This is a genomic window from Desulfococcus sp. (assembly GCF_050178255.1).
Classification (GTDB): domain Bacteria; phylum Desulfobacterota; class Desulfobacteria; order Desulfobacterales; family Desulfococcaceae; genus Desulfococcus; species Desulfococcus multivorans.
On sequence record NZ_JBFXGG010000093.1, the window covers coordinates 1 to 11,947 of the forward strand.

The window sequence follows — 11,947 nt, forward strand, 5'->3', positions numbered from 1 at the left end:
CCTTTGACATGCCCGAACAGTTCACTTTCAATGAGGGTGTCGGGGATGGCGGTGCAGTTGACGGAGACAAAGGGCGCCGAGGCCCGGTCGCTGCCGTAGTGGATGGCCCGGGCGACGAGCTCCTTTCCCGTGCCGCTCTCTCCCGATATCAGGACGTTCACCAGGGTGGATGCCGCCTTGTCGATGAGGGAATAGACCGACTGCATGACGGCGGATTGACCGATGATGCCGTAAGATTTCGGAGGGGTGACGTCGGCGTGGACGCTTCTTCTGAGGCGGAGTTTTTCCCGGACCCGCTCGATGGCCGAAAACAGTTCGGCTTCGGTGAACGGTTTTGTGAGATAGTCCTCCGCGCCGTCCTTGACGGACTGGATGGCGTTGTCGATGCGGGGGTAGGCGGTCATGATCATGATTTCCGTGTCCGCGGCATTCTCCCGGATGTATCGCACCAGGTCCAGGCCGTTCAGCTGCGGCATTTTCATATCGGTGATCACCAGGTCGACGGGATGGAATTCCAGCTTGCCGATGGCCTCGGCAACGCCGGGGGCGACGCCGGCCGCATACCCGGCGCCGCAGAGCTGTCGCTGAAGGATTTCCAGGGTTTCAGGGTTGTCGTCGACGATCAGAATGCGCATGGTTTCAGTTGGATCTTTTTCCGGCATGCTATGCCTCGCTGTTTTTCAGGGGAAAGGTGATGCAGAAAACACTGCCTTCCCCCACCTTGCTGGAAACGCGGATATTCGCGCCGTGGCTTTCGACAATGCCCTGGACGACGGAGAGACCGAGTCCCGTACCCTGTTCGATCTCCTTGGTCGTGAAAAAGGGAAGAAAAATCTGCTCCAGGGTCGCCGGATCCATTCCGGTTCCGGTGTCCGCCACCGTAAGCGTCGTATGTCCTTCCTCACGACGCGTCCGAATGGTCAGGCGACCGCCCTCTGGCATGGCTTGTGCGGCGTTCATGATCAGGTTCATCAGCACCTGCCGCAATTGAAACGGATCTGCCGTTATGTCGTCAAGGGTCTCGTCAATATCCTGAATGATCTCAACACGGTGTTTTTCGCAGAGATGGGTCATGAAATAGACGTTCTCCTTGACCAGCAGATTCAGGTCGACCGCTTGCGTCACCGGGGGGACCTGGCGGCTGTAAAGCATCAGTTTCCTGACGACCTCCCGGGCATGGAGGGTCGCCTGGATGATTTTTTCGATATCCCGGGCCGCCTGCGCCGGCAGTCCCTCGGCACCGGCGGCCAACTGGGCGAAACCCAGGATGTTGTTGAGCGGGTTGTTGATCTCGTGGGCGAACCCCGCCGCCACCTGGCCGATCTTTGCCAGACGGTCTGCATGGCGCACCTGGGCTTCCAGTTCAACCTTCCGGATTTCGCCCTCTTCCTTTTCGAGCAGCAGCGAAAGGTGATGGGCGACGGTTCGGATCAGGCGCTGTTCCTTCTGAACGACAGACGGGTTTTGTCTTGTTGTTGCCGGCGGTTTCCCGGAATAGACGACCTTGACCATGCCCCGCTGCCGGCCGGCGATATAGACTTGTTCCATAAAGGCGTGAGTCGCCTTTTTTTCCGAGTAGCCGGGGCTGTAGAACACCTGTTGATCCAGGCGGATGAAGGCGGCCGCCGAGGAAGGGTCTTTGAAGGACTGGGGAAGCATGCCCGCGATGGTCTGGGCCTTTTCGGTGAAGGGCATCTCCGAATTTCGCATGACCTGGGCCAGACAATAGAGGAATGTCTCTATTTTTTTATCGAGGTTGTCGAGCTTCTTTTTTTCTCGGGGCATGCGGGGATCCTTTTTCGGCCTTGCCGTTGGATCGAACATTAATCGCCCCTGGATGCCGCGTCAACTCAAAATGGGCGACATCGTATGAATCTTCTGAATTTCATCACAAAAACCGCGCGGAAAATCCGTTGCCGTTTTTTCGATAAGGAATGGCACAAATCCGGGGTTGCATCCTTCCGGCATCACCGTGCAGCGCTCTGTCGTGTCTTTTTTGATGTCACGGGATATAGCCCGCCGACTTCACCGGCTGCGAGTTCACAACGGTTTCCGCAGTCGCCACCCATCCGCCGCCCATGGACTTGTAGATGTCGATCAGGGCCTGAAGCATTGCATTCCGGCCGGCAATTTTCGACAGTTCGACATTGAACAGGCTGCGTTCGGCGTCGAGTACCTCCAGGTAACTCGTGACGCCTTCATTATAACGCATTATCGCCAACCGTGCATAATTCTGCAGTGCCCGGGTCTGCCTGACCAGGGATTGGAGTTTTTGATCTGATTTTTTCTGGTTTACCAGGGCATCGTCCACCTCGCGGAAGGCGTTCTGAACGGTCTGAAGGTAGTCGTACAGCGTTTGTTTCCGGAAGGCTTCGGCGCTTTTGACTTCGCCGCCGATGCGGCCTGCCGTGAAAATCGGAACGGTCAGGGGGACGCCGACGTTCCATACCTTGGATCGGCCGCTGAAGAGATCCGACAGATCGGCGCTTGCAGTGCCAAGGTCGCCGGTCAGGGAAATCGTCGGGAAATAGAGGGATTTGGCGACGCCGATCCGGGCGTTCGCAGCGATCAGGGCCTGCTCGGCAGCCCGGATATCAGGACGCCGCGCCAGCAGATCGGAGGGGAGGCCGGCGGGGATCGCAGGGGGAATCAATTCGTCGATGGTGAGTCCCCGGGGAATGGGTCCAGGGTTTCGGCCTGTCAGGATGCTCAGGGCATTCTCGGTCCGGGCGATGGCCAACTCGATTTCGGGAACGCGCGCCAGGGCGTCCTCGTATTCCGCCTCCGCCTGGCTCACGTCGATCTCTGGGATGATGCCCCGGTCCAAACGGATCTTGAACAGGTCCAGCGTCTGCAATCGGGTCTTCACTGTGCGGCGGGTGATCTCCAGTTGCTTGTCTAGCGCCCGGATCTCCACATAGGCGCCGGCTACGGCGCTCACCAAGGTCAGAACCACCGTCCGCCGGGCCTCCTCCGTGCTAAAGAGTTCGGCGCGGGCGGCCTCGGAAGCGCGGCGGTACTTACCCCAGAAATCGATTTCCCACCGGGCGCTCATGAAGGCCTCGTAGTAGTCGAAGGTCGAATCCACCCCCGAAGGAATGGGGGTGGGCCCCACCTCGGTTACCCGCTCACGGGACGCGCTTGCACCGGCATCGGCAAAGGGGAACTGATCGCCGCGGGTGGAAAAATAGCGGCCGAAGAACTCCTCCACCCGAGCCGTGGCGATCATCAGGTCCTTGTTCTCCGAAAGCGCCGTGCGTACCAGGCCGTTCAGAACCGGGTCGTTGAACTGCTCCCACCAGGCCGTGTCGGCAAGGTCCAGGGCCTCTTTCTCCTCGATCCGCCAGGCGGCAGGGACATCCACGGCAGGACGCCGGTAGTCCGGCCCCACCATCGCGCACCCTGTCGCGGTGATTAACAGCGCGCAGCAAAGAAGCCGTTTACGCATGTTCTTCTTCCTTTCTTTCTGCTTGCGGATCTTGAGATCCGGTCAGGGCTTGCCGGCCCTCGCTTTTGCCCCGGTGGGACAGTCTTTCCACTACGTAGAAGGTCATGGGAATCAGAAAAATGGCGATAAAGCTCGATGCCAGCATGCCGCCGATCACGCCTGTGCCCATCACCCGGCGGGCAATGGCCCCCGATCCGGTGGCGACGGCCAGCGGGATACAGCCCAGGATAAAGGCAAAACTCGTCATGAGGATCGGCCGCAGTCGCAGGCGTGCGCTTTCCAATGCCGCATCCGTGATGGATTTTCCCTTTTCGTATTCCACCTTGGCGAATTCGACGATCAGAATCGCGTTCTTGGCCGCGAGGCCGATCAGCATGATGAGTCCGATCTGGGCGTAGAGATTGAACTCCATCCGTCGAATGAAAAGGCCGGTAAACGCGCCTAAAACCGCAACGGGCGTGCCGAGGAGGACGCTGAAGGGCAGGGACCAGCTTTCGTACTGGGCGGCCAGAATCAGGAAAGCGAAGACCATCGACAATCCGAAGATCACGGCGACCGGTACGCCTTCCAACGCCTTCTTCTCCTGGTAGCTCATGCCGAGATAATCATAGCCCATCCCGGCCGGCATGTCGGCTTCGAACACCTCCTCCAGGGCCTTCATGGCCTGTGCCGAGCTGAACCCCGGTTTGGCGGTCACGTTGAGCTGGGCCGAACGGTAGAGGTTGTAGCGCATGGTGAACTCCGGTCCGGAACGCTCCCGGGTCGTGGTCATGGCGGAGAGCGGCACGGTATCGCCGGCGGCGTTTCTCACATAGAATTGGCCGAGCTGTTCCGCCTCGGTCCGGTATTCGCCTTCCGCCTGGATGTATACCTGCCACTGTCGGCCGAATCGGTTGAAGTAATTGACAAAATATCCGCCCATAAAGGCTTGCAGGGTGCGATAGACCTGGTTCAGATCGATCCCCTGCTTGAGCACCCTGTCGCGATCTACGTCCACGAAGACCTGTGGCACCGTGGGCAGGAAGGTGGTGGAGACCCGGGCGATCTCGGGCCGCTGCTTTGCCGCCTCGATAAACCGCTGTACGTTTTCCCATAAAAAAGCGATATTCTTCCCGGAGCGATCCTCGAGGATAAAGGTCACGCCGCCGGCTGTACCGATGCCCGGGATCGCCGGCGGAGAGAAGGCGAAGGCGACTCCCTGGGAAATCCTGCCCATACGCTGATTGAGGCTTGCCATGACGGCTCCGTATTGCTCTTCCGGGCTTGTCCGCTCATGCCAAGGCTTGAGCGTAATGAAATAAAAACCGCTGTAGGTGTTGGCTACGCCGGAGAGAAGGCTGTAGCCCACCACCGTGGTGCAAAACGCGACCCCCGGGGTTTCCATGATGATTTTCTCGATTTTCCGGCTGGCCTTGTCCGTCCGCTGCAGGGACGCGGCATTCGGCAGCTGAACCCCGGCGTAGAGGTATCCCTGATCCTCCTCCGGCAGAAACCCGCCGGGAACGCCCTTGCCGACCGCACCGATCGCGGTCGACATGACGGCGAGCAGGATCAGGCTGATCACGAACTTGCGGATGAACCATCCGCAGAGCTTTACGTAGCTGTTCGTGGCTTTTCCGAAGAGATTGTTGAATCCGCGGTAGAAGGCACCCAGGGGCCCGCGGGTCTGTTTCCTGGGCTTCAGGATCAGGGACGAGAGTGCGGGGCTCAGGGTCAGGGCGTTGAAAGTAGAGATGAGGACCGAGACGGCGATGGTTACCGCGAACTGCTGGTAGAGCCTGCCCGTGATCCCGGGGATGAAGATGGTGGGCAGGAACACCGCGGAGAGCACCAGACTGGTGGCAATCACCGGCCCGGAGACCTCCTCCATGGCCTTGATTGTCGCCTCCCTGGGAGAAAGCCCATGCTCGATATGGTGCTCCACCGCCTCCACCACCACGATGGCGTCGTCAACCACGAGCCCAATGGCGAGCACCAGGCCCATGAGCGCGATGGAGTTGATGGAAAACCCGAGAATGGGAAACACGGCAAAGGTCCCGATCAGAGAAACCGGCACCGCCAGGGCCGGGATCAGGGTCGCCCGCCATCCCTGGAGAAAGATGAACACAACGATAATGACGAGCACCAGGGCTTCGACCAGGGTGTGCAGGATCTCCTCGATGCCCGCGCGTACCGACTGGGTCGTGTCAAGGGGGATGCTGTATTCGAGATCGTCCGGGAAGTTCTGCTTCGTCGCCTCCATGAGCCGTTTGACGCCGTCCACGGCTTCGATGGCATTGGAGCCGGGAAGCTGGTAAAGGGCCAGCACGGCAGCAGGCTTGCCGTTCAGACGACCGGCCATGGCATAGGTTTGGGACCCCAGCTCGGTACGGGCGACATCCTTAAGTCTTACCACCGAGCCGTCCGTGTTGGCCCGCAGCACGATCTGCTCGAATTCCTCGGGGCTCGAAAGCCGGCCCTGGGCGCGGATGGCGTAGGTGTATTCCTGGCCGGGGGGCACGGGTTCAGCACCCACCTGACCGGCCGGGTTGACGGTGTTCTGCTGCTTGACGGCATCCACGATCTCCGGAACGGTGATGTTCAGTTTGGCGAGCTGATCCGGCTTCACCCACAGCCGCATGGCGTACTGACCGGCGCCGAAGACCGTGACGCTCGCGATTCCGGGGACGCGGGTGAGTTGATCGTTCAGGTTGATGTAGGCATAATTGGCCAGGAAGGTCGCGTCGTAGCTGCCTCCCGGTGAGGAGAGAGCGATCAGCATGAGCGGTGAAGAGGTGGACTTCTTGACCGTGACCCCGTAGTCGCGCACCTCGGCGGGCATTTTGGCATCGGCCTGGGTCTTGCGCATCTGGGCCAGGACCTGGTCGATATTGGGGTCGGTTTTGACGTCGAAGTTGACGTAGAGCTTCAGCTCGCCGTTGTTGGCGTTGAGGGAGTACATGTAGTTCATGTTGTCCACTCCGCTCATTTCCTGCTCGATGGGGGTGGCAACCGACTGCTCCACGGTCTGGGCATCGGCACCGACATAGGTCGTGTTGATGACGATCTCCGGCGGGACGATGTCCGGATACTGGGCGATGGGAAGCCCCAGCATCGCCACGATGCCCACAATGACGAAAATGATGGAGATGACGATCGCCACGATGGGCCGGTTGACAAAAAATCTAGCCATGGAAAATCAACCTTTCTTCGGGTATCGGAAGAGGCTGTCTACCGCCTAAGGTTCGGCCGAATAAGGCAGGGGGGTTACCTTGATGCCGTCCTTCACCTTCTGGATGCCTTCCACAACGACCCGCTCCCCGGGTTTCAGTCCTTCCTCGATGATCCAGAATGCATCGGAGCGCCTGCCGACCTTGACGCTTCGGATCTTCACCGTGTTGTCGGCATCCACCACCGCCACCCGGTAAGTGCCCTGAAGTTCGCTCACGGCGCGCTGGGGCACCACCATCGCCGCCTTTTCGGTTTCCAGGAGTGCTCTTACTCTGGCATATTGTCCGGGCCGCAGGATGTTCTCGGGATTGGGGAAGAGAATGGCCACCCGGATGGTCCCCGTCCGGGGATCCACCTGCCGGTCGGCAAAACCCAGTGTTCCCTTGTGGGGCCAGATGGTGCCGTCAGTCAGGATCAGGTCGAACCCGGTTTTTCCAGGGGCATGTTTTCGGGTACCTGCGTGTTCCATCGTCTGCAGGTATTCCCGCTCGCTGATGGGCACATAGACCTTGATGGGGTCTACCGTGGAGACCGTGGTCAGTTCCTGCGACTGGGGGGTGCCCACCAGATCGCCGATCTGTGCCTTTGCAGCGCCTGCGATGCCGTCTATGGGGGACTTGATTTTTGTGAAACTCAGTTGAAGCTCGGCCTTGCGAACCTCCGCCCTGGCGGCCAGGACCTCGGCTTCGGCGGCCTGAACCCGCCCCGTGGCGTCGTCTTTATCCTTTTGGCTGACCGCACGGGCTTCCGCCAGCGGCAGGATGCGTTTGAGGGTTGACCGGGCCGTCGTGAGCACGGCCTGATGCCTGGCCAGAACGGCCCTGGCCACGTCCAGCGACGCCTCAAAAGGACGCGGGTCGATCTCGAACAGGAGGGTTCCCTTTTTGACGAAACGTCCTTCCTGGTAGTTCTGTTTGATCAGGTATCCCTGCACCTGGGCAAGAATCGTGGCATTCATCATGCCGTCCGTGGCGGCCACATACTCGCGGGAGGTCGGGACCGCTTTTTCAAACACATCAGTCACCTCGACCTCGGGCGGTGCCGCTGCCGTCACCGCTTTGGTTTCCTTTACACCGCCATGGCCGACGCCGCTCAACATCGTCACGACCGTTATGAGCATCAACATCAGCAGATGTTCTTTCTTCACGTTGCCTCCTCCTTCATCGAAATATCCGATATGGCCCCATTACCCGTATGACAATTTCCTGAGACGGCGATTTGTCGTCCGCGCCGGCGATAGCAGCATCAACCTTCAGGATATGCCATGACATCAACATTCTGAAATACATCGGTCCGCGGATAACCGTGTTCTGTAATCTGATGTCCCGGCTTGAGAAGGCGTTCTTACCGGGTTCTGCCGTGAACATTATCCAAGATGATCCTGATCCGATCTCCCCAGAACCTGAACGCCTCTTCAGTGGACCCCCATTTGCTGAACCGTTCCGTGAATCCCGCGCTTTTTTCGTCCTGGGCAACGGCGAGCACCTCATTCGTCACGGCGTCGAGAACCATTATCTCGGCGGTCGTCGATCCTGAACCGGACCAGGCGCCCGTGGCCCCTTTCTTGAAGATACTGATGCCCAGACCTATGGGAATCACCGAGGTGACGGTGCTCAGCTCCGGATTGCTCTGTTTGAGATCGGTAATGGCAAAACGAATCCGCAAAACATCGGGACCCGGTTTTGCCGCGATGGGGTAGGCGTCCTTGAGCGCATTGACGAGAATCATGTTGCATTTATCCGCCAGAGCCTTCATTTCCTGGGCATCGATGCCCTTATGTGCCGAATCGTCCGAAAGGTAGAAAACAACGCTGTCCAGCATAATCCTGTTGTACCGGCTGAAATCGGCATCGGGGTTCACCCAGCGCATTTTGGCCCCGCCTTCCGGACCGGGCTGCAATTTGCCGTAATAGTCCTTTAGAAAGCCTGAATATTGCATTGGGGCTGCAGGCTTGCCGGATTGCGTGCTCTGCGTTGCGCAGGCGGTCATGAGGCACGCCAGCACAATCCCAATAGCGATTGCCGGAGTTTTCCCTGTCGGTCTTATCATGGGCTTTTCCTTTTTTCGGTGTTGATGCGTTATGGTTGTCCCTGGGGCGGTTCCCGGGAATCACTTCCTCATTTTTGCCAAGCACCCTGCCGAGCCGGTAGAATTTGGCGGCATTCCGCATGCAGCAATAGACCGAAGCAATGGCGTTTACGTCGGCGTCATACCTAAGGTTCAAACTCCCTGCCTTATGCGCCAGATATCCTTGCAGTACTCCCGAATGGACCTGTCCGACGAAAACCTGCCCATGCGGGCCACGTTGAGGATGGAGATGCGGGTCCAATGCTCCTGATCGCGATAAGCAGCGGCAATCTGATCCTGGCAGTCGATGTAGGCTTGATAGTCTGCAAGCAGCATGTAGGGATCATGATTCAAAAGAGTGTCAAGCAGCGGAACGAAACGCGCCGGATGGTCCGGGGAAAAATGCCCGGAATAGAGCAGATCGACAGCCTCCCGCAATTGGGCGTTTTCCTCGTAATACCGTCTGGGGTTGTAGCCGCGCCCCCAGAGATCGTTGACTTGATCCACCGTCAATCCGAAAAGGAAAAAATTTTCAGGCCCCACGGCCTCTTGGATCTCGACATTGGCGCCGTCGAGGGTTCCGATCGTCAATGCGCCGTTAATGGAGAATTTCATGTTGCCGGTGCCGGAAGCCTCCTTGCCGGCCGTTGAAATCTGTTCGGAGAGTTCAGCCGCGGGATAGATCATCTGGCCGTTTTTGACATTGAAGTTCGGGAAAAAGACGACCTTGAGGCGTCCGGCCACGTCGGGATCCCTGTTGACCACCTCGCCCACGTCGTTGATCAGTTTGATGATCAGTTTGGCCATGGCATATCCCGGCGCGGCCTTGCCGCCGAAGATGAAGGTCCGCGGCGTGATGTCCAGGTTCGGATTCCGCCTGATCCGGTTGTAAAGGGTGACGATGTGCAGCACGTTGAGATGCTGCCGCTTGTACTCGTGGATCCTTTTGACCTGGACATCGAAGAGGGTGTCCGGATCGACGGTGTTGCCGGTCCGCTCATGAATGAGCCCGGCAAGATCTGCCTTGTTGCCGCGCTTCACTTCCCGCCAATGATTACGGAATGCCGGATCGTCCGCCAGAGGCGCGATCTTTTCGATTTCTTCTTCGAAGCGGCAGATCCAGCGGTCGCCGATGGCGCTTTCGAGGAGACCGGCAAGCTTGGGGTTGCTCAGCACCATCCAGCGTCTCGGGGTGACGCCGTTGGTCACGTTGACAAAGCGGTCGGGATAAATAGCATGAAAATCCCTGAGCACGGTCCGGGACAGAAGTTTCGTGTGCAGCTCGGCGACACCATTGATCCGATGGCCGGCCACACTGGCGAGGTGCGCCATCCGGATGCTTTTTTGGCCGCCTTCGTCAATGATGGAAAGCCGGGAAGCCAGGCCGTCATCCCCTGGAGCGTGCCGGCGGACTTCCTCGAGAAACCGATGGTTGATTTCATAAATGATTTCCAGGTGGCGCGGGAGCAGGTGGCCGAAGAACGGAAGGGGCCATTTTTCCAGGGCCTCGGAGAGAAGGGTATGATTCGTGTAGGAAAACACGTTTCGGGTAATGGTCCATGCCTCGCACCAGTCCATGTCGTGTTCATCCACGAGCAGGCGCATGAGTTCCGCAACGGCAATGGCGGGATGGGTGTCGTTGAGTTGAACGGCGAAGCTCTCGTGAAACGTATCCAGGGCTTTCCCCCGGATGAGATGAACCCGGATCATGTCCTGAAGTGCGCAGGAGACGAAGAAATACTGCTGGGCGAGACGCAGCGTTTTGCCGATTTCCGGCTCGTCGTTGGGGTAGAGGACCTTGCTGACGGTCTCGGAAACCACCTTTTCGTCGACCGCCTTGTAATAGTCTCCGACGTTGAAGGCCTGGAAATCGAAGGATTCCACCGCCTCGGATTTCCAGAGGCGCAGGATGCCGATGAAATCCTTGCGAAAGGCGGGAATCGGTGTGTCGTAGGGGACTCCCTTGATGACCCGGTTTGGAATCCACCTGATCCGCAGACGCCCGCGCTCGTCATGGAACCATTCGGTGCGGCCGCCAAAATTCACGGTGCAGGACAACTCCGGCCGGTGAATTTCCCAGGGGTTTCCCAGGCGGAGCCATTTGTCGGTTTTTTCGACCTGTCGGCCATCACGGATTTCCTGGCTGAAGATGCCGAATTCATACCGTATGCCGTAGCCCAGGGCCGGCACGCCCAAAGTGGCCAGCGAATCCATATAACAGGCGGCAAGTCTTCCCAGGCCGCCGTTCCCAAGGCCCGGCTCCTCCTCCTGAGCCAGGAGGTCGTCGAGATTTAATCCGAGCTGCGCGACAGCTGCCCGGGTATTGTCATGTATACCCAGATTGATGAGCGCATTGCCGAGATGCGGGCCCATCAGAAATTCAGCCGACAGATAGCCGACGATCTTTCTTTGGGGATCCGCAATCGCCTGGACGACATTCATCCAATGTCCGAACATGCGGTCTCGGACGGTATATGCAAGCGCCACATACCAGTCATTGCATGTGGCCATGACCGGCAGGCGTGCCTGGGAAAAATGGATATGGTCCAGTATGGACTTCCGGATCGCTGCGACGCTGTTTCCGCTGCGGGCATCGTTTTCGGTCGCCGGTGGGAAATCTTCCTTTGCTTCCAGTTTCATGACCAAACCTCCCGATCAGCATATGTCAACGTGTTCGGGCCGAGGCCGGCACTGTCAATTTTTCCGGCTGGATGGTCCGGACGGCCGCCGTCTACGCCTATGTGCGGGTTATGGGCCGCCGCCTCCGGCTCGACTTTCCAAGCGGGTACAGGGGTGGATGAGCACCGGTGAAGTCGGTAGTCCTTTAAAGCTTGCTTCGGGCGGCCCGGAAACTCGCCGCTGAAGGGGGGTGGCCGTACCCGACCGATACCGGCATACGAATAGAGTGAATTGAACTATAAAGAAAAAATATGCTTTTGCAAATAGAAATAATTACCCAGATATATGAGGAGAATGTCCCATTTGTTTGCGGCGTGACCTGCGTTCTCAAAGTCATGCCGTGGCGGGTAAACTACGGGGGGCAGCGCTGTCCGTGCGGATGTCGGCAGGGTAGCGCATGGGGCATGAGCGGTGTGTTTTTTTGGTGGCGAGGGGTGTGAGCTGACGGCAGGCACATGCCCGCCGTCAGCTCAATCATTTTCGATCTGATTACCCCAGAATGGCTTTGAGGTCGCCCTCGGGGGTCCCGATGGGCATGATGTT

Annotated in this window: 7 protein-coding genes; all 7 read right to left on the bottom strand. The window is 58.7% G+C overall.

The features are described 5' to 3' along the window. Positions 1-662 (bottom strand): sigma-54-dependent transcriptional regulator (locus tag AB7S84_RS13690; RefSeq protein ID WP_428155057.1); only part of this gene is annotated, 662 nt, incomplete at its 3' end. Position 663: 1 nt separating this feature from the next. After that, positions 664-1,785, bottom strand: coding sequence for a sensor histidine kinase (locus tag AB7S84_RS13695; protein WP_020875927.1), 1,122 nt, complete (start codon positions 1,783-1,785; stop codon positions 664-666). 217 nt (positions 1,786-2,002) lie between these two features. Continuing rightward, on the bottom strand, positions 2,003-3,448 hold the full coding sequence (locus tag AB7S84_RS13700; protein WP_428155060.1) for an efflux transporter outer membrane subunit: 1,446 nt from the start codon (positions 3,446-3,448) through the stop codon (positions 2,003-2,005). Next, on the bottom strand, positions 3,441-6,620 hold the full coding sequence (locus AB7S84_RS13705; RefSeq protein ID WP_020875925.1) for an efflux RND transporter permease subunit: 3,180 nt from the start codon (positions 6,618-6,620) through the stop codon (positions 3,441-3,443). Before AB7S84_RS13705 ends, AB7S84_RS13700 begins: the two co-directional genes overlap by 8 nt. 45 nt (positions 6,621-6,665) lie before the next feature. Continuing rightward, on the bottom strand, positions 6,666-7,805 hold the full coding sequence (locus tag AB7S84_RS13710) for an efflux RND transporter periplasmic adaptor subunit (RefSeq protein ID WP_428155063.1): 1,140 nt from the start codon (positions 7,803-7,805) through the stop codon (positions 6,666-6,668). Between the two features lie 197 nt (positions 7,806-8,002). Then, positions 8,003-8,707: a DUF3313 domain-containing protein gene (locus AB7S84_RS13715; protein WP_020875923.1), complete on the bottom strand. Its 705-nt coding sequence runs from the start codon at positions 8,705-8,707 to the stop codon at positions 8,003-8,005. 171 nt (positions 8,708-8,878) lie between these two features. Further along, positions 8,879-11,365, bottom strand: coding sequence for a glycogen/starch/alpha-glucan phosphorylase (locus AB7S84_RS13720; RefSeq protein ID WP_428155065.1), 2,487 nt, complete (start codon positions 11,363-11,365; stop codon positions 8,879-8,881). Positions 11,366-11,947 lie beyond the last annotated feature (582 nt).

Excerpts from the sequence above, each read along its gene's own strand:
- AB7S84_RS13720 (WP_428155065.1), bottom strand. The coding sequence starts at position 11,365 with ATGAAACTGGAAGCAAAGGAAGATTTCCCACCGGCGACCGAAAACGAT.
- AB7S84_RS13695 (WP_020875927.1), bottom strand. The coding sequence starts at position 1,785 with ATGCCCCGAGAAAAAAAGAAGCTCGACAACCTCGATAAAAAAATAGAG.
- AB7S84_RS13715 (WP_020875923.1), bottom strand. The coding sequence starts at position 8,707 with ATGATAAGACCGACAGGGAAAACTCCGGCAATCGCTATTGGGATTGTG.
- AB7S84_RS13700 (WP_428155060.1), bottom strand. The coding sequence starts at position 3,448 with ATGCGTAAACGGCTTCTTTGCTGCGCGCTGTTAATCACCGCGACAGGG.
- AB7S84_RS13705 (WP_020875925.1), bottom strand. The coding sequence starts at position 6,620 with ATGGCTAGATTTTTTGTCAACCGGCCCATCGTGGCGATCGTCATCTCC.